We start from the raw sequence: 16,756 nt of genomic DNA, 5'->3' as shown, positions 1-16,756 counted from the left end.
TACAAAGTTACCGTCTCCACCCGCCAGGGGCGGATTCAGGCACGTCGGGGCGGTCATCGGGGCCGCCGACTGCGAAGATGATGCGGAGACGAGCTGGCGCTGGCTGAAGCCCCTGAAGAGCTATCTGCTCCCTGCCGGGATGCTGGCGGCGGGCACCGCCGCGCTGCTCACCGGCCTCCTGCCCTGGCCCGCTTTCCAGGAACTGGCCGGCCGCACCGTCCCCGTGCTGACCTTCGTTGTCGCCATGTCCCTGGTGACGGAAATGGTCGACGACGCCGGCCTGTTCCGGGTCGTGACAGAGCGTCTCGCGGCGCTGGGCCGGGGCCGGGCTTCCCTGCTGTGGCTGCTCGTGATCGGCCTGGCCACCGTCTCCACCGTGTTCCTGTCCCTGGATACGACGGCGGTGCTCGTGCCCCCGTCGTCGTGCTGCTGGCGGTCCACGCCCGGATCCCGCCGCTGCCGTTTGCCCTGACCACGGTCGGGCTGGCCAACACCGCTTCCCTGCTGCTGCCGGTGTCGAACCTGACCAATCTGCTGGCCCAGGCCCGGCTGAACCTCAGCCCGGCCGCCTTCGCCGGCCTCGTCTGGGCGCCGGCGCTGGTCGGGATCCTGGTCCCGATCGGGCTGCTGTGGCTGGCCTTCCGGAAGGACCTGGCCGGCCGCTACGCACCGCAGCCGGCCCACAGGGCGCAGGACTTGGTGCTGCTGTACTCGGCGTCGGGGGTGATGGTGCTGCTGCTCCCCGCCCTCATCTCCGGTGTACCCGTGCAGTTCCCTGCGATGGCGGCGGCGGCGGTCCTGCTTGGTCTTTTCCTCTGGCGGCGCCGCTCGGCGCTGCGCTGGTCCATGGTTCCCTGGCGCCCGCTCATGCTCACCTCGGGGCTGTTCATGGTGGTGGAGGCCCTGCACGCGAACGGCCTGACGCGTTTCCTGTCCGGGATCGCCGGATCGGGCGAGGGCCTCCCGGCACTGCTGCAGCTTGCGGGACTGGGGGCCGGAGCGGCGAACGCAGTGAACAACCTGCCGGCCTACCTCGCGTTGGAACCGGTAGGAGACTCGCCGGTGCGGCTGGCGGCCCTGCTGATCGGGGTGAACCTCGGGCCGCTGGTGACCCCGTGGGCGTCGCTGGCCACACTGCTCTGGCACGAACGGCTCCGCACCCTCAACGTCGAGATCCGCTGGGGCGGATTCGCGGCCGCCGGCCTCGCCGCCGTCGTCCTCACCGTGCCGCTCGCGGTCGTCGCACTCTGGCTCACCACCGGGATGCACTGAAGGCAGGACGCCGCCGACGGCGTCAGGCGCCGATGTCGGTTCCGGCAGCCGCGGAGCCCGCGACGGCGTCAGGGGCCGCGTTCTGCCACAGTCCCACAACGTTGCCTTCGGAGTCCTTGAAGTAGGCGTTCCAGCCAGACCCGGGCACCTCCATCTTTTCCCGGTACATCGATCCGCCGAGCGTGGTGATTTTCTCCAGCGTGGCGTCGATGTCGTCCACGTCCACCGTGACCACCGGCGCCGTGAGCCCTTCCCCCCGTTTGAACAGTCCGCCGTTGATGGAACCGGACACCGCCGGCCGGCCATGCTCGTCCATCGGCGTGGTCATCGCCAGGCTGTATTCCATCTCCGGCAGCACCTGAAAGCCCCAGCCGAACACCGAGCTGTAGAACTCCCGTGCGCGGTTCTCATCGTCCGCGGGGATCTCAAAATGTACTACTCCACCAGCCATAACACTCTCCTAAGAACAAGGATTCGGGCCAAAGGGCAAGCACAGGCAGCCCGGCCGACAGCCGGAGTCTAGCCCCGGCAGCGAGGGAGGTTTAGGGCCGTACGGCCCCAGCCCCGGGTGCCGCAGACACGGCCGCTGCCAGGCGTTCGTGGAATCATGGTCGGATGACCATTGCAGACGTCCCCGCCGGCTTTGCCGCCGCGGCGGACGCCTCGCTCCGCTGGCATCCGGGCGGCCCCTTCGACCTGTCCCAGACAATCGGAACGCTCCTGCGGGGGCACGGCGACCCGTCCATCCGCGCAGCGCCGGACGGGCTCTGGCTGGGATTCACCACGCCGTCGGGTCCGGCCACACTCCGCCTCACCGCCGCCGGCCCGCGGGCGGACCCGGCCATCGACGTCCAAGCCTGGGGACCGGGCGCGGGCGCGGCCGCCGATTCCGTGCCGCGGATGCTGGGCCGTGACGACGACTGGTCCGGCTTTGACGAGCCGGCGTTCCACGCCACGCTCCCCCGGATGGTTGTGGAGGCCCGACGCCGGAACCCCGCTGTGCGGCTGCCCGCCACCGGGCGCCTGGTCGATTCCCTCGTGCCCACGATCCTGGAGCAGAAGGTCACGGTGATCGAGGCCCGGCGCGGCTACCGGTATCTGATGTACCGCTTCGGCACGCCGGCCCCCGGCGCCGGTACTGTCGCGCCCGCCAACCTGATGGTCCAGCCCACCCCCGAGCAGTGGCTGCGCATCCCGTCCTGGGAATGGCACCAGGCCGGGGTTGGCCCCCAGCGTTCGGCGACCGTCATGCGCGCGCTGCGCTCCGCCGTCGCGCTGGAACGGCTCGCGGCGCTCCCTGCGGCGGAGGCCTCCGCGAAGCTGCAGACTCTTCCCGGCATTGGGGCGTGGACCGCGGCGGAGGTGGTGCAGCGCACGCACGGCTGCCCGGACTCCATTGCGGTGGGAGACTACCACCTTGCCGCGTACGTCGGTGCGGCACTGACCGGCCGCCGGACTGACGACGCCGGGATGCTCCGCCTGCTGGCTCCGTGGGCCGGACACCGGCAGCGCGTTGTCCGGATGATCGGCCTCAGCGGCTTCCGGAAACCCACCTTCGGCCCGCGGATGACCCTCCAGGACCACCGCGCCCACTAACAACGCGGGGTCAGATATCGCCCATCCGGGCCCACTTTATGGGCGCGATGTGACCCCGCGTTGCTTTAAGCGGGGTCAGCCGCGAGGGAGCCTGGCCCTTTTGATCCGGCCGATGACGCCCGCGAAATCCTCGGCCAGATCATCGGCGTTGACTTTGAAGTACGTCCAGCCCGCGTTGTGGAACGCTTCGTCCCGCCGGCTGTCGCGGGACTGCTGTTCGCGCGTGAGGTGGGGTGCGCCGTCGTACTGGATGGCGATCCGGAACCTCCGGTAGCCCAGGTCTGCGGCCGGCGAGCGCGGGTCGTCCGGATAGAGTCTGACCTGCAGCTCCGGCTCGGGCATTCGCGCGTCCAGCAGGGCCAGCCGCAGGAAGGTCTCCGGGAAGGAATCGGCTCCTACCCGCATCTCGTCGAGGGCGAGCCTGGCCTTCTCGACACCTTTCATGTTGGGATGCTGGCGGATGAGCAGTCGCAGCCCGTCCTTGTAGGCATACGGCTCGGACCGTTGCTCAAGGCCGGGCCGGGGCAGGCGGATGATCTGGTCGCCCAGGGCAATAAGGTAGTTGATCGGCAGGACCGCGGCCAGATCCAGCCAGGTCCGGGGCGGCGCCGTAACGGGGATGCCGTCGACGTCGGTCAGCTCCCCGGGGTTGGACCGCACCCGGTGGCCCGTCACACCGGCCCGGCGGACCCTGGGAAGCTCATGCGGTTTGCTGAGGTGGATGGTGGCACAGCCGCCCAGCCAGGGCGGCAGGCCAAGCAGGGTCAAGACGGCGGCTGTTTCGTGCGAGACCCAGGCGCCCGGCGTGGCGGCGGCCAGGACGCGGGCACGCTCGACAATCTCCAGCTGCCGGCCGGCGGGCAGGTAGATGAGGCGGCCGCCGTCGGACAGGTCACACGCCCGCAGGCGTTTGGCCGAGACCCCCAGCGCGCGGGACTCATAGACAGTGAACGGTGTCTGGGCGAGGCTTCCGGGGAGCGGCGAACTGCGGACCATGCGCCCCATTGTGGCCTCGATTCAAACCCAGCGCAGAGGTTATCCACAGGACCTCGCGACCTACCGCAACGCGGGGTCAGATATCGCCCATCCGGGCCCACTTTATGGGCGCGATCTGACCCCGCGTTGCTGTCAGAGGCCGAGGCGGGATACAGCTTCCTGCCGCATGTCCACCTTGCGGATCTTGCCGGAGACGGTCATCGGAAAGCTCTCGCGCACGTCGACGTAGCGCGGGATCTTGTAGTGCGCCAGCTTCCCTCGGCAATACTCGGCCAGGCTGGCGGCGTCCAGCGGCGCGGCGCCGGCCTTGAGGATGACGCAGGCCATCAGCTCCTCGCCGTACTTGGCATCCGGCACGCCGATCACCTGCACGTCCTGGATGTCCGGGTGGGTGTAGAGGAACTCCTCGATCTCGCGCGGGTAGACGTTCTCGCCGCCGCGGATCACCATGTCCTTGATCCGGCCCTCGATCACGATGTAGCCGTCCTCGTCCATCCGGGCGAGGTCCCCGGTGTGCATCCAGCCCTCGGTGTCAATCGCCTCGGCGGTCTTGTCCGGCTGGTTCCAGTAGCCCTTCATGACGGAGTACCCGCGGGTGCACAGTTCGCCGATCTCGCCGCGCTGCAGCACCGCCCCGGTCATCGGGTCCACGATCTGGCTCTCCAGCTGCGGCATGGTCCGGCCCACACTCTCGGTGCGCTGGGCCATGGTGTCCACGCTGCGGGTCATGGTGGATACCGGCGAGGTCTCCGTCATCCCGTAGCAGATGGCCACGTCTGACATGTTCATCTCGGAGATGACGCGGTTCATCACCTCGATGGGGCACAGCGAACCCGCCATCACCCCGGTGCGCAGGGTCGAGAGGTCATAGGAGGCAAAGTCCGGCAGTGCGAGCTCGGCGATGAACATCGTCGGCACCCCGTACAGTGACGTGCCGCCGAAGTCCTGGACCGCCTCCAGCGCCGCGGCCGGGGTGAACCCGCGGCCCGGAATGATGGTGGCGCAGCCGTGGCTCAGGGCGGCCAGGTTCCCGATCACCATGCCGAAGCAGTGGTAGAACGGCACCGGCAGCACCACCCGGTCGTGCTCGGTGTACTCCAGCAGCTCACCGATCGAGTGGCCGTTGTTCAGGATGTTGTAGTGCGAGAGCGTGGCACCTTTGGGGAAGCCGGTCGTGCCGGAGGTGTACTGCAGGTTGATCGCGTCGTGCGGGTCCAGTTCGGCCATCCGCGCCTTGAGGTCGGCGTGGGCGACGTCGTCGGCCCGCTTGAGCAGCTCCGCGAACGTCCGCTCCGCCTCCGATTCGGGGACCCCCGCCGTCAGGGCCGGCAGGCCGGCGTCGGGAAGGAAAACAAGTTCGCGCAGCTCCGGGCATTCAGCCAGCGCCTGCCGGGCCATACCGGTGTAGTCGCTGTTGCGGTCCGACGGCGCCGCGACCAGCATCCGCATGCCGTTCTGCTTGACCACGAACTCCAGCTCGTGGCTGCGGTAGGCGGGATTGACATTGACCAGGATCGCCCCTGTCTTGGCCGTCGCGTACTGCAGGATGGTCCACTCGGCGCAGTTCGGGCTCCAGATGCCGATCCGGTCGCCCTTGGCCACGCCCAGGGCCAGCAGCGCGCGGGCCACGCGGTCGACGTCGTCGTTCAGTTTGGTGTAGCTCCAGCGCCGGGCCTCTTCCCCGGGCACGGCCGCGGCCTCGATCAGGGCGTCCTGGAAGGGGAACCTGGCCACGATCCGTTCGAAATTGTCGCCGATGGTTTCCTCGAGCAGCGGGACGTCAGTGTCCCCGGCTGTGTATGCAAGCATGGTGTGACGCTACCAACACTCGGCCGGCAAAAGAAGAGTAAAGCTTGGATGTCCTACGAAATCTTCGGGACAGGAAGCCGCGGCCCCGGTATTGTGAAAACCATGAGCGCACCCATTGACCTTCAGGCCATCTTCATTCCCAACGACGGCGAGTTCTTCCGTGTGAAGCTCGCGCTGGAGATCGCGATCGACGAGGTCGTCAACGAGCCAGGGTGCATCCGCTACGAGCTCACCGAAGCCAGCGAGGACAAGCTTGTCCTGACCGAGCAGTGGGCCTCGCAGGAAGACCTGGACAAGCACTCGAAGGGCACCGCGGTCCAGGACCTCAATGAGTCGCTCAGCGCTCTGCTGGCCGAGCCGGTCAAGCTCGTGAAACTCTAGGCCCTCCCGGACAAAGTCACAAAGACAACGCGGGGTCACTTCGCGCCCACACGCCAACGGGAGCGGAGGGACCCCGCGTTGTTGTTTGTCGGGTTGCTGCAGGGCGACTAGGCCTCCGGGATCTGGCTGCCGTCCTGCTTGCTGACCGCCGCGGCAGCCTCGGCCTGGGACCGGGCAACGTGCGCGTGGACTTCTTCCATGTCGAGGGCCTTGACGGCGTCAACGACCTGTTCCAGCTGCTGGGCGTTCAGGGCGCCGGGCTGGGAGAACACCAGCACCTTTTCGCGGAACGCCATCAACGTCGGGATGGACGTAATGCCGGCCTCGGCGGCGAGCTGCTGCTCGGCCTCGGTATCCACCTTGGTGAAAACGACGTCCTGGTGTTTCTCGGAAACTGCGGCGTATGTGGGGCCGAACTGCTTGCACGGGCCACACCATTCGGCCCAGAAATCGACGAGGACAATGTCATTGTCCTCGACAGTAGATGCGAACTGTTCACCTGTAATGTCTACGGTAGCCATGGGTCAACGGTACGCGAGCAGCGGCGCCTTGTCCCCTGCATTTCGCTGTTGGCACATGCATATGACGGCCCTCCCGCGCGCCCGGCCATCCGGTGCGGGGTCCTTGGACCCTAGCCCGCATGGCGGCCGCGGCCTACCATCGGCGCCATGCCCCACGACCCGGGAAACACCGCGAGCCAGGCCATTGTTGTCGACTCCCTGACCAAGAAATTCGGCCGCCGAGAAGTGCTGCACGGCGTCAGCTTCGAGATCGGGAAGGGCTCCGTCTTTGGCGTGATCGGCCCCAACGGTGCAGGCAAGACGACCGTCATGAGGTGCCTGCTGGACATCATCCGTCCCACCGCGGGAACGTCGAGAGTGCTCGGCGAGAACCCTCGGACCGCAGGCCCGGCGCTCCGCCGCCGGACCGGTTATCTGCCCGGCGAACTGTTCCTGGAGGGACGGATCACCGGCCGCAAGCTGCTCTCGCACTACGCGGACATCAGCGGCCCTGTCAGACCCGGCAGGATCGATACCCTTGCCGAGCGGCTGGGCCTGGACCTGGACCGCCACACCCGCAAGCTCTCCAAGGGCAACAAGCAGAAGCTGGGGCTCGTGCAGGCCTTCATGCATGATCCGGAATTGCTGGTGCTGGATGAACCGACAAGCGGATTGGACCCCCTGGTCCAGCAGGAATTCCTCGCGATGGTCCGCGAGGCGCAGGGCAACGGGCAGACCATCTTCCTCAGCTCCCATATGCTCAGCGAGGTCCAGCAGGCCGCCGACGAGGTCGCGATCCTCCGCGACGGCCGGATTATCACTGTCGCCACCGTGGACAGCCTGCGGGAAGGCGCGGTGCGGCACGTGCGGCTCACCGCCACAGGGATTTCGGCGGCCGACGCCGGCGCGCTGCTGGCACGGGTGCCCGGGATCGGGCACCTCGAGGTGCTGCCGTCGGGCGACGGCGTCGAACTGTCCGCGACCCTGGGCGGCGCCATCCAGCCGCTGCTCCACGTTCTGGCTTCCCTCAGGCTGACCGAGTTGGTGCTGGAGGAACCGGATCTCGAGGAATCGGTATTGGAGCTGTATGGAACGATCCGCGCGAACGGCAGCGGCACCGGCGGAGCCGACGCCGACGACAATGGCCGCCGACGACGAAAGGGGCACGGCCGATGAGGAAGCCGCTGCCGCTGTTCACGCGGGCGTTCGTGGACCCCTGGCGTTCCACGCTCGGGTGGGCGGCGGGGTTCGCCGTCACGATCTTCCTCTACCTGCCGCTCTACCCCTCGATCGGCGCAAGCCCGGAGATGCAGCGCATGGTGCAGGCCTTCCCGCCGGAGATCATCAAGGCGCTCAACTACGACCTGGTGACCACCGGCCCCGGCTACACCCAGGCCACGATGTTCGGGCTGATCGGCTTCCTGCTGATGACCATCGCCTCGGTGGCGTGGGGCGCGGCGGCAGTCGGCGGGGACGAGGAATCCGGCCAGCTCGAACTCACCCTGGCCCACGGCGTGACCCGCACGCAGGTGGTCCTGGAGCGGGCGCTGGCCATCTTGCTGCGCGTGCTGCTTCTCGCGGCCCTCGTGTTCGCCCTCATCCGGCTGCCGAATGATTCCGCGGAGTTGAACATCCAGCCGGAGAACCTTTTTGGCGCCTCAGTGCTGTTCGCCGGGCTGAGCATGCTCACCGGCAGCACGGCGCTGTTCGCCGGCGCGGTGACGGGGCGGAAGACTTACGGGCTGGCCGCCGGCGCCGGCGTCGGCGTGCTGGGCTATGTGTTCAACGCGGTCGGACGGCAAAGCAGGGACGTCGACTGGCTCCTGAACCTGTCCCCCTACAACTGGGCCTACGCCAACAACCCGCTGGCCAACGGGGCGGACTGGCTGGCCGCGGGCTGGCTATGGGGCATTTCGGCCGCGCTCGTGGGGCTCAGCGCGGTGGCACTGGGCCGGCGCGACGTCGGGACCTAGGCGCAGGCCGTCTCAGGCCCAGGCGTGCGGGGCGGGCCGCCGCGCCCCCGGAAGGGCGTTGGTTTCGCGCCACTCATGGATCCAGGCGGGAAGTTCCAGGTCCGCCGGAGGCGCACCGAACTCCCGGATGATTTCTTCCTGGCTGACCGGCTTGCCCTTGCTGACCAGGCGGGTCGCGATGAAGGCGCGGGCGTAGATTTCCCCGTCCACCACCATGCGCTGCTCGAAGTAGATGGCCTTCTCGTCGAGGCCAATGATCTTCGTTTCGATCGTGTACCGCTGCCACAACTGCAGCGAACGGCGGAAGGCGATGGTCTCCCCCGCCGCCACGGGACTCCATCCCCGGCGGCGCATGGCCTTCCAGGTGCCGCTGCGGGCCATCAGATCGAACCGGCCCAGGTCCATCAGGGAGAAGTACATTCCGTTGTTGACATGCATCGCGATGTCGATGTCGGTCGGCAGGACCTTCAACGGCAATGACGCGGTATCCCAGATGCTCAGCGGGGAGCGTCGGGAGGACGTGAACAGCAGGACAAGCGTGCGGAGGAGCAGGTGCATAGGGATTATGTTACCCGCGGGTAACAACACAGCCAAGGACCGGGGCCGTGGCTCGTGGCCCGGCACCGCGGATCAGCGCGTGCAACCCGTATTACTCTTGCCGGATGAGAACAGACCTGACTGTCAGGGCCGCCGTGCTGGAGGACGCCGCCGGCATTGCCCGGGTGCACATCCAGGCCTGGCGCGAGTGCTACGCCCACCTGCTGCCGGCCGAAGACTTGGCCGGGCTGCAACAGGGCCCGCGGGAGGACAAATGGCGCGCCAACATCTCCGCCGCCGCCTCGAACGTCTGGGTTGCCTGCGCGGGTATGGATATCGTCGCCTGGGCGAGCGCCGGGGCCGGACGCGATGACGACGCACCCCGGCACTGGGAGCTGCAGGGAATCTACGTGCTGGCCAGCCACTACGGCTCCGGGGCAGGCCAAATGCTGCTCGATTCAGCCGTGGCCGGCGGCGGCGCCTACCTCTGGGTTGCGGAACAGAACCCCCGCGCCCTCGCCTTCTACCGGCGCAACGGCTTCGTCCCTGACGGTTCCACCGCGGCGCATGAGCTGATCGGTACGCCAGTCCGGATCCTGCGGATGGTGCGCTGAGCCGTGTGCCGGCGCCCTATACGGGGTCCGGCGGGCCAGGCGTCAGTCCGTGGCGACCAGCTCGGCCTCGAAGCCGTCTGAATTCACCAGGTACGCGGCGAAGTGGTCCGGGCCGCCGGCGTGCGGGTACTGTTCCGGGAACAGTTCACTCCAGCCGTGCGCGAGCGCGTCTGCCGCCAGGGCATCGACCTGGGGCCGGGTCCCCGCCCTGAAGGCCAGGTGATTGAGGCCGGGAGCGGCGCGGTCGTGCGTTCGGCTGCTCAGGGCCGGGGATTCCTCGACGACGATGTACGTCGGGCCCCGCCGCCAGCTGCACCCGTCCGGCCAGGCCTGGTACTTGAGGTAGCCCAGCCGGGTCAGGAGCCAGCCCCATTCATCCTTGGCGCGGCCCAGGTGCGGGACCCACAGTTCCACATGGTGCAGGGCCCCGAGTGATTCATCAGTCACGAGGAGAGTCTCGCACGGCCGTGGCACAGGTTTTCGCCGGCCCCCGGGGCTCAATACAAAATGCGCTGGAAGAGAATGTGGTCCTGCCAGGCTCCGGCGATGTTGAGGTAGGCCGGGGCCACACCGATCTCCGTGAACCCCGAGCGCTGCAGGATCTTCTGGGAGGCGGCATTGTGTTGGAGCGTGGCGGCCTGCAGCCGGTGCAGGCCCAGCTCCTCCCGTGCAGCGTCCACGGCGAAAGCCACGGCCGCCGAGCCGATCCCTCGTCCGTTGTAGTCCTTGTCCACCCAGTATCCGAGATGGGCGCTGAGGAACATCCGATCCCGCAATAAACAGGGCCAGCTTGGACTGGACGCTCATCATTTGACCGTCGACGGTGAAGAACTCCTCTGCCCGCAGCGGCTCCCAGGGCGCCAGATGTTCACGGTTCCGCAGGTAGGCGGCGCACATAGCTTCCACGTCGGAGGCCCGCAACACCCGGATCCGGATGCTGCCGGCCAGGGTCGTGCTGTTGCCGGGCATCCGTAGCCTCACTCCCCCCACGGGGGCAGCACAAAGTTGGGCTGGCACGGCTGCTTGGGCTGGCACAGCGGCGCCGGAAGATCGTCAAAGAAGCGCATGCCCCCATCCTTGCACCCCGCACCGCCGTCAACACCGCCCGGCTCTGCCGCGCTCGACCCTCCTGTTTGAGCTTCCGCCAGCCACCGGCGCGGTTGTTGGCGATGATCTGCCGGAACAACCCGAGCAGAGCCGTGGCATTGATCGCCTCGCCCTGCCGCACAGCCACGGTGCGGGCGGTCTTGTTCCCGTGCCCCGGGGTGATGATCGAGGCAGCAGCTCAGGCTTCATCGTCATCGTCGTCGTCATCCTCACTGGAGTCGGCACCGCGCACGATCACACTTGCCACGCCGTGCAGGTCCATCAGGGGCAGGACGAGGTTGCGCAGCGGATGGCGCCCGCCGACACCGCACCTCCATCGAGACCATCGGCTTCTGCTCATCCCCGGTCCGCCGGGTGCGCAGGATCGACGAGCTGAACCCCATGGTGGTGGCGATTTCAAGGATCTGCCGCAACACCCCTTGGCCATCGGCATAGTCGACGTGCATCACCCGGTTCCGGTCCACAGAGGGGATCCTGCGGACCGCGGGGGCAATCACAAACAGTGTGATGAGGTGGAAGATCGTCAGCACCACCCCCAGGGAGACCATGCCGGCTCCGCAGGCCATGCCCACTGCTGCCGATACCCAGATGGTGGAGGCCGTGGTGAGGCCGCGGACCACGTCCCGGCCCTTGAAGATGACGCCGGCGCCCAGGAAGCCGATCCCGCTTACGATCTGGGCCGCGATGCGGGAAGGGTCCACGACAGCTCCGGGCCCCGTCACTAACGCGAAGCCATAGGCGGAGACCAGGGTGAAGGCGCACGAGCCAAGCCCCACCAGCACGTGGGTCCGGTAGCCTGCGCTCTTCTGCCGGACCTGCCGCTCGATGCCGATCAGCGAACACAGCACAAACGTCGCGAGCAGCAGCCCGGCTTCCACCAGGCTGGTTTCGGGGAAAAACGCGAACTTGCCGCCCACCTTCCTGTGGCCCGTTAGTCAGCGACGGACCCGGCCCGGGATCACTGTCCCTGTTGCTGACTCTAGCAAGGCCAAGGTCCGTCGTCGCGGGACTCCTTGTCGGGCCGGTCGCCGGACTCTTTGCCGGGCCGGTCGCCGGTCTCCTCATCGGGGCCGTCTACGCTGTACGGCGCCCGCGGCGCCCCGGAGTGCAGCTCATCCAGGCGTTCATTCAGGGCATGGGCGAGGATGTCGCGCTGGAGGGCGGGCAGTGCCATCGCGCCGTGGATGTAGGCCTCGATCTCGAACTGTCCGGCGTGGCCACCGAGCGTAAAGTACCGCAGCCACAGCTCCTCAATACTGACGTCGGCGTGGCGCAGCGAGTCGGCGAATCGCCGCCGCTGCTCGCTCTCCTCGTCACCCAAGGCCATGCCGTCGTCCTGCGCTCAGTTTTCGAAGGGACTGGCCGCAGCCAGCAGTTCTGCCGCGACCAGGGCAAGGGGCTTCCCTGCCTGCCGCGACAGCATCATCAAATCCCGGAGGGCCACTTCATCGTTGGTTCCATTCCGGGCCATCAGCAGGCCCTTGGCCATGCTGATTGTGTCCCTCTGCGCAAGGGACTCCTGCAACCGGTCACTCAGCGTCCGGGCAGCCTCCCGGGCGTGGGTGTGGATGACAAAGAGCGTCGCCTGTTCGGCAAAGAGTTCAGCCAATCGGATCGTGCCGTTTCCTGCAAACTGGCCGCCGTCCGAGTACACCTTGACGGCTCCCAACGCAAGACCGCCGGACAACAGGGGGCAGCTCACCGAGGACGAAATTCCCAGCGCTGCGGCCGCGGGAGCCCACCGGGACCATCGCCGGTCGGAGGCCATTTCCTCGACCAGGACCGTTTCCCCGCTCGCCCAGGCCGTGATGCACGGGCCTTCCCCCAGCTTGTACTGGAGTGCGTCAGCTTCAGCGACGACGGCATCGGACGCGGCGGTCGTCTGCCGCCGGCCTGAACCGTTGATCAGGCTCACTCCGGCGCCGATCGCGCCGGGAATCGCAGCAGTCGCGGCGTCCGTAATCAGCCGGAGGGCGTGGCCCACCGTTTCTTCCGTCAGCAGCAGCCTCGTGGCCCGGGCAAAAACGGCAGTGATCTCGTCAGCCAGCGGCAGTTCGGCGCTCATCTTCACCTCAGAAGTCCATACCGGCAGGTCGCCAGCCGGCGCGCATCGCCGCAGGATCCAAGCATACGGCGGGCCGGCCGGGGCGGCCTATATTCACTGTCCCCCCCGCACGGCGTATTGTCGCGAGTAGCTGGATCACGGCCCGGACGGGTCCGGGGTGCGCTATTTGGGTTGCGGGCGATCAAGAGTCCGCAGCCGCTGAGCCGGCGCGTCTCCAACACCCGAGCAGCTGCAAGACCTCCTGCTGGAAAGTCCCGGGTTCACCGAATTCCTCCTGGGCCTGACCACCGTCTCCGCGACCCGTCTCGGCGGGTCCGAGCCGATGCTGTGCGCCATCACGGTGGAACGGGACGGCACTCCGGCCACCGTCGCCAGCAGCGGCGAGGACGCGAGACTGCTGGATGAGAAGCAGTACGCGTTCGACGACGGCCCCTGCCTCACGGCCCTGCGGCATGGCACCACAGTTCTGGTTCCTGATGTGGCGGCTGACGACCGCTGGGAGCACTACGCCTCCGCGGTCTCCGGTGAGGGCATCGTGTCGGTCCTGGCCGTACCGATCGCCACGGATCCGGGTGCAGCCGCAGCGATGAACTGCTACGCACGCTCGAAGGGCGTTTTTGACAGCACCACCGTTGCGGAGGTGGAGCGCCATGCCACGTCCATCTCGCGGATTCTGCGGCTGGCGCTCAAGGTCCACCCCCCGGAAATCTATCCCGAGCATCTCCGCTCCGCCTTGAAATCCCGGGCCATTGTTGACGCCGCCGTCGCTCTGGTCATGGTCCAGAACCGGTACAGCAGGGAACGGTCCATGGAGCTGCTGCACCTGGCCGCCAGGGCCACGGACACGAAGCTCCACACGATTGCCGCGGACATTCTGCGGGGAGTCGCTCTACCCGCGGCGGACCCCCGCAATAGGATGGAAAAAGCCGCCGCTCTATTGCAGCGCGCGACCAGGAATTGGGGGAACCATGCGGGACAGCCCCGCCCTTTCATCTACGTGGCACAGCATCGCCGTCAGCGGCAGTACGCTGCTGGATCTCGTGCTGGACAGCACCGAAGCAGGATCCAACGTTGACTACTTCCTGGCCAGACTGGCCCGGCTGGCGGCGGCGGAGCTGTCCCGCCCGGAACGCGAGGTGACGTGCGGAATCACCGTCACCGTGCGGAATCACCGTCACCAGGCGGAAGCAGCCGCCGGCAGAATGGGGCAGCACCGGAGAGGGGTCCGCCAGCACCCTCAAGGTCCCCCTGGTGCTCGACGGTGAGAACTCCGCCGTCGTCAGTCTCTACTCGGCGCGGAGCGCGGCATTTTCCCCGGACGACATGGAGCAGGCGCGGCGGTTCGGCGCCGACGCCTCGCGGGCACTGCTTCTGGCCTTGAGGATCTCCCAGCTCCGGGAATCCCGGGACGACATCGCCGCCGCCATGCAGTCCCGGACCATCATCGACCTTGCCATCGGGGCGATCATGGCCCAGAACCGGTGCGGGCGCGAAGCCGCCTTCAAGATCCTCCGGAATACCTCCAACAACAGGAACATGAAGATCCGCGACGTCGCAGCAGCAGTCGTGGCGTCCATCGCCGGCGATACCGACATCACGGCACGATTCGAGGACTGATGTCACGCGGGACCAGGGAGGACACAGTGGAAGATCCCTACGATCTGGAACGGTTCGTCACGGCCCAGGACTCGGGCGGAACCTTCCGGCACGCCCTCGACGAGCTCCACGGCGGTTCCAAGCGCAGCCACTGGATGTGGTTTGTTTTTCCGCAGATCGCCGGGCTCGGGCAGAGCCCGACGGCCCGGAAGTATGCCGTGACCTCGCTGGATGAGGCGCAGGCCTATCTGCTGCACCCCGCACTCGGTCCTCGGCTGGTCGAATGCGCCAGGGCTGTGGCCGGTCTCGAAGGGCGCACGGCGGGGCAGATCTTCGGCGGCATCGATGAGCGGAAACTGCACTCCTCGATGACCCTCTTCCTCCGGGCCGACCCCCGGGCGGGTGTCTTCCAGGAGGTCCTGGCGAAATACTTCGACGGGCTGCCCGACGCGGCCACCGACCGGCTCCTTGGCAGCGGCCAGGCGGACCCAGCTACTCCCCCGGCACCGCCAGCGCAGTAATCATCCGTTCCATGCGCGCGACGCCGGCGTACCGCCCGGCGTTATCCGTCACCAAAAGGGGCTCAAACCGGCTGGCGGCGGTCCGCGTCATGGACCGGGCCAGCGCCTCGTTCAGGGGGGTGTCCAGATTCACGCGCATCCCGGGGCTCACCACGCCCAACCCGGCCGCCACCGGGTCCAGCACCGAGACCGGCCGCAGGTGGTCGCCGATCAGTACCACCGACTGAAGCCCGGGGTTCCCGGCGAAGGCCTCCGCGGCGAGCGCGGCAGTCGCGGCTGTCGTCGCGGATTCGAGGACATCGCGAACCACGGCCTTGTGGGTCACCGGCGGCTTCGAGGCGAGGCGGTGGGCCAAATCCAGATCGATGCCCGCCCACGCCGGCGCCGGCCGGGCCAGGCAATACCCCTGCACCAGCGGCACGCCCAGGGAAACCAGCGCATCGAGTTCCTCCAGCCGTTCCACACCCTCGGCCAGGATCCACGCATCCACCCGGCCGGCAAAGGTGCCAAGCATCTCGATCAGGGCACGCTTGGCCTCATCCCGGTCGATATCCTGGACCAGTTCACGGTCGATCTTGATCAGCGAGGGTCGCAACGCCAGCAGGTGCCGCAATCCCGCGTAGCCGGCACCGGCGTCGTCGACGGCGATCAACGCGCCGGCCGCGCGCAGCTGGTTGAGGTCCGGTTCCAGCCCCACGTAGGAGTCGATGGGGGTCTGCTCGGTGAGCTCGACGACGAGGCCGCCCAGGTTTCCCTCGTCCCGCCAGACGCTCCGGATCTCCTCGGTGCTCAGCAGTTCGGGCGAGACGTTGACGGTCAGGAAGCAGTTTGTGGGCAGCGAGGAACGGGCCGCGAGCGCCGTCCGCAGCGCCGCAGACTCCAGCTCCGCGGATCTGCCGTGGGCACGGGCAGCAGAAAACCACACCTCGGGGTTCTTTTCGGCGAAGCCGGGGAAACGTGCGAGCGCTTCATAGCCCACCACCGTGCCACGTGACGTGTCGACGATGGGCTGGTAAGCCGAGGCCAGGCCTTCTCCGCGGCAGGCGGCCGCCAGGAGCTCACCCCAGTCCGGCCCCCTGGCTGCACCGGCAGCGGGAGACGGCCCGCCTGCCGCGGTACTGCTCAACTCACCGGACTGATTGCTTTGTGGACCGACTGGACGAGTTCGGCCGGCAGTTCCACCAGCCCATGCGTGGACGCGGCGTGCGCGGCGACGTTGACCAGGATTTCATCTTCCGTGCTGCAAACCCATCGGGCTTCGCATCCGGGCACTACATCTCCACACGCAAACGATTTCACTAAGGCTCCTTATATTCGACGGCGAACTGCACCACCCTACTGCCTTGCGCACAAGGAGGAAGCGATATCCGCCCCGAGACCGCCAGGTGTTTTGGCTGCCGGACGGCCGCGTAGGACCACGTGCCGCGGCGGCCTCCCGAAGGAGACTTCGTTGTCCGTCAGCCAAGGGATGGGTCCGGGCCGAACATCTCCCTGGCAGGCCGGGCGATCGCCTCAGGTCAGCGGGGGCGCGGCGCCGTACGACCTGGGGATCCCATACGGGTTGACTGGCCGGTCCTCATCCAACGAGGACGGCTCCCTGGTGGCGTAGCTCCGCGCGGTTTTCAGGTCGCGGGAGCGTCGGTACAGTCCGAAGCCGAGCGATCCGAGGCCGGCCCGCCAGCAGCGCCAGTCCCAAAACAAAAAGACCCACAGCCCCCGCATCGGCGTTGCCGGAAGCAACGTGGAACAGCGGCGTCGGCAGGACAAAGATGGTGGCAGCCAGGGCAAC

The 16,756-nt window shown here is 67.7% G+C and carries 20 protein-coding genes and 1 pseudogene; 9 read left to right on the top strand and 12 right to left on the bottom strand.

The annotated features are described in order from the left end of the window. The first annotated feature begins 139 nt into the window (after nucleotides 1-139). Nucleotides 140-1,272: pseudogene (locus tag ACZY0Y_RS00215) on the top strand (SLC13 family permease). A 22-nt stretch (nucleotides 1,273-1,294) separates the two neighbouring features. On the opposite strand, the gene ACZY0Y_RS00210 reads toward ACZY0Y_RS00215, so the two are convergent. Continuing rightward, entirely contained in the window at nucleotides 1,295-1,723 is a 429-nt protein-coding gene (locus tag ACZY0Y_RS00210; protein WP_463956373.1) for a VOC family protein, read from the bottom strand. Nucleotides 1,724-1,887: 164 nt separating this feature from the next. Here ACZY0Y_RS00210 and ACZY0Y_RS00205 point away from each other — a divergent pair, with 164 nt between their 5' ends. Next, nucleotides 1,888-2,868 carry a DNA-3-methyladenine glycosylase family protein gene (locus ACZY0Y_RS00205; RefSeq protein ID WP_463956371.1) on the top strand — a complete coding sequence of 327 codons (981 nt, stop codon included), beginning with the start codon at nucleotides 1,888-1,890 and terminating at the stop codon, nucleotides 2,866-2,868. 75 nt (nucleotides 2,869-2,943) lie between these two features. Here ACZY0Y_RS00205 and ACZY0Y_RS00200 read toward each other — a convergent pair whose 3' ends face one another. Further along, nucleotides 2,944-3,864 carry a putative endonuclease domain-containing protein gene (locus ACZY0Y_RS00200; RefSeq protein WP_463883915.1) on the bottom strand — a complete coding sequence of 307 codons (921 nt, stop codon included), beginning with the start codon at nucleotides 3,862-3,864 and terminating at the stop codon, nucleotides 2,944-2,946. 132 nt (nucleotides 3,865-3,996) lie between these two features. Continuing rightward, entirely contained in the window at nucleotides 3,997-5,673 is a 1,677-nt protein-coding gene (locus ACZY0Y_RS00195; protein ID WP_463883916.1) for an AMP-binding protein, read from the bottom strand. A gap of 102 nt (nucleotides 5,674-5,775) precedes the next feature. Here ACZY0Y_RS00195 and ACZY0Y_RS00190 point away from each other — a divergent pair, with 102 nt between their 5' ends. Then, a complete protein-coding gene (locus ACZY0Y_RS00190; protein ID WP_024367726.1) occupies nucleotides 5,776-6,054 on the top strand; it encodes a putative quinol monooxygenase in 279 nt (92 codons plus the stop codon). Between the two features lie 107 nt (nucleotides 6,055-6,161). On the opposite strand, the gene trxA is transcribed toward ACZY0Y_RS00190, so the two are convergent. Beyond that, nucleotides 6,162-6,575 (bottom strand): thioredoxin, encoded by a 414-nt coding sequence (trxA, locus tag ACZY0Y_RS00185; RefSeq protein ID WP_160664163.1) that lies wholly within the window; start codon nucleotides 6,573-6,575, stop codon nucleotides 6,162-6,164. Nucleotides 6,576-6,722: 147 nt separating this feature from the next. Here trxA and ACZY0Y_RS00180 point away from each other — a divergent pair, with 147 nt between their 5' ends. Continuing rightward, nucleotides 6,723-7,730 carry an ABC transporter ATP-binding protein gene (locus ACZY0Y_RS00180; protein WP_463956369.1) on the top strand — a complete coding sequence of 336 codons (1,008 nt, stop codon included), beginning with the start codon at nucleotides 6,723-6,725 and terminating at the stop codon, nucleotides 7,728-7,730. Further along, nucleotides 7,727-8,527 (top strand): ABC transporter permease subunit, encoded by an 801-nt coding sequence (locus tag ACZY0Y_RS00175; RefSeq protein ID WP_463956368.1) that lies wholly within the window; start codon nucleotides 7,727-7,729, stop codon nucleotides 8,525-8,527. Before ACZY0Y_RS00180 ends, ACZY0Y_RS00175 begins: the two co-directional genes overlap by 4 nt. 12 nt (nucleotides 8,528-8,539) lie before the next feature. On the opposite strand, the gene ACZY0Y_RS00170 is transcribed toward ACZY0Y_RS00175, so the two are convergent. Continuing rightward, nucleotides 8,540-9,085 (bottom strand): acyl-CoA thioesterase, encoded by a 546-nt coding sequence (locus tag ACZY0Y_RS00170; protein ID WP_463883919.1) that lies wholly within the window; start codon nucleotides 9,083-9,085, stop codon nucleotides 8,540-8,542. A 104-nt stretch (nucleotides 9,086-9,189) separates the two neighbouring features. Between ACZY0Y_RS00170 and ACZY0Y_RS00165 the strand changes: the two genes are divergently transcribed. Beyond that, complete coding sequence (locus tag ACZY0Y_RS00165; protein WP_463956366.1) at nucleotides 9,190-9,678, top strand: GNAT family N-acetyltransferase; 489 nt, start codon at nucleotides 9,190-9,192, stop codon at nucleotides 9,676-9,678. 42 nt (nucleotides 9,679-9,720) lie between these two features. Here ACZY0Y_RS00165 and ACZY0Y_RS00160 read toward each other — a convergent pair whose 3' ends face one another. From ACZY0Y_RS00160 to ACZY0Y_RS00140, 5 genes are all read right to left on the bottom strand, one after another. Then, nucleotides 9,721-10,125, bottom strand: coding sequence for a VOC family protein (locus ACZY0Y_RS00160; RefSeq protein WP_463883921.1), 405 nt, complete (start codon nucleotides 10,123-10,125; stop codon nucleotides 9,721-9,723). Nucleotides 10,126-10,175: 50 nt separating this feature from the next. After that, nucleotides 10,176-10,442, bottom strand: coding sequence for a GNAT family N-acetyltransferase (locus tag ACZY0Y_RS00155; protein WP_463956364.1), 267 nt, complete (start codon nucleotides 10,440-10,442; stop codon nucleotides 10,176-10,178). Between the two features lie 552 nt (nucleotides 10,443-10,994). Further along, entirely contained in the window at nucleotides 10,995-11,702 is a 708-nt protein-coding gene (locus ACZY0Y_RS00150) for an MgtC/SapB family protein (RefSeq protein ID WP_463956362.1), read from the bottom strand. A gap of 62 nt (nucleotides 11,703-11,764) precedes the next feature. After that, nucleotides 11,765-12,112: a hypothetical protein gene (locus tag ACZY0Y_RS00145; protein WP_463883924.1), complete on the bottom strand. Its 348-nt coding sequence runs from the start codon at nucleotides 12,110-12,112 to the stop codon at nucleotides 11,765-11,767. A gap of 15 nt (nucleotides 12,113-12,127) precedes the next feature. Then, nucleotides 12,128-12,850 (bottom strand): GAF and ANTAR domain-containing protein, encoded by a 723-nt coding sequence (locus tag ACZY0Y_RS00140; RefSeq protein ID WP_463956360.1) that lies wholly within the window; start codon nucleotides 12,848-12,850, stop codon nucleotides 12,128-12,130. Between the two features lie 229 nt (nucleotides 12,851-13,079). Here ACZY0Y_RS00140 and ACZY0Y_RS00135 point away from each other — a divergent pair, with 229 nt between their 5' ends. The 3 genes from ACZY0Y_RS00135 to ACZY0Y_RS00125 all read left to right on the top strand — a co-directional run bounded on the left by ACZY0Y_RS00135 (nucleotide 13,080) and on the right by ACZY0Y_RS00125 (nucleotide 14,967). Then, nucleotides 13,080-13,925, top strand: coding sequence for a GAF and ANTAR domain-containing protein (locus ACZY0Y_RS00135; RefSeq protein ID WP_463956511.1), 846 nt, complete (start codon nucleotides 13,080-13,082; stop codon nucleotides 13,923-13,925). A gap of 176 nt (nucleotides 13,926-14,101) precedes the next feature. Continuing rightward, a complete protein-coding gene (locus ACZY0Y_RS00130; protein ID WP_463883926.1) occupies nucleotides 14,102-14,467 on the top strand; it encodes an ANTAR domain-containing protein in 366 nt (121 codons plus the stop codon). 26 nt (nucleotides 14,468-14,493) lie between these two features. After that, on the top strand, nucleotides 14,494-14,967 hold the full coding sequence (locus ACZY0Y_RS00125; RefSeq protein WP_463956359.1) for a DUF1810 domain-containing protein: 474 nt from the start codon (nucleotides 14,494-14,496) through the stop codon (nucleotides 14,965-14,967). On the opposite strand, the gene ACZY0Y_RS00120 is transcribed toward ACZY0Y_RS00125, so the two are convergent. Together ACZY0Y_RS00120 and ACZY0Y_RS00115 are read right to left on the bottom strand one after the other, a co-directional pair. Beyond that, a complete protein-coding gene (locus tag ACZY0Y_RS00120) occupies nucleotides 14,939-16,093 on the bottom strand; it encodes an EAL domain-containing protein (protein ID WP_463956357.1) in 1,155 nt (384 codons plus the stop codon). The two genes, ACZY0Y_RS00125 and ACZY0Y_RS00120, sit on opposite strands and share 29 nt — an antisense overlap. Continuing rightward, entirely contained in the window at nucleotides 16,090-16,266 is a 177-nt protein-coding gene (locus ACZY0Y_RS00115) for a DUF1059 domain-containing protein (RefSeq protein ID WP_160664143.1), read from the bottom strand. Before ACZY0Y_RS00115 ends, ACZY0Y_RS00120 begins: the two co-directional genes overlap by 4 nt. Nucleotides 16,267-16,756: the final 490 nt, after the last annotated feature.

The sequence above is a fragment of the Pseudarthrobacter kochi genome (assembly GCF_055412805.1).
Note: the sequence above shows the minus strand (reverse complement) of the source record. Positions and strands in the feature narration are given on the sequence as shown.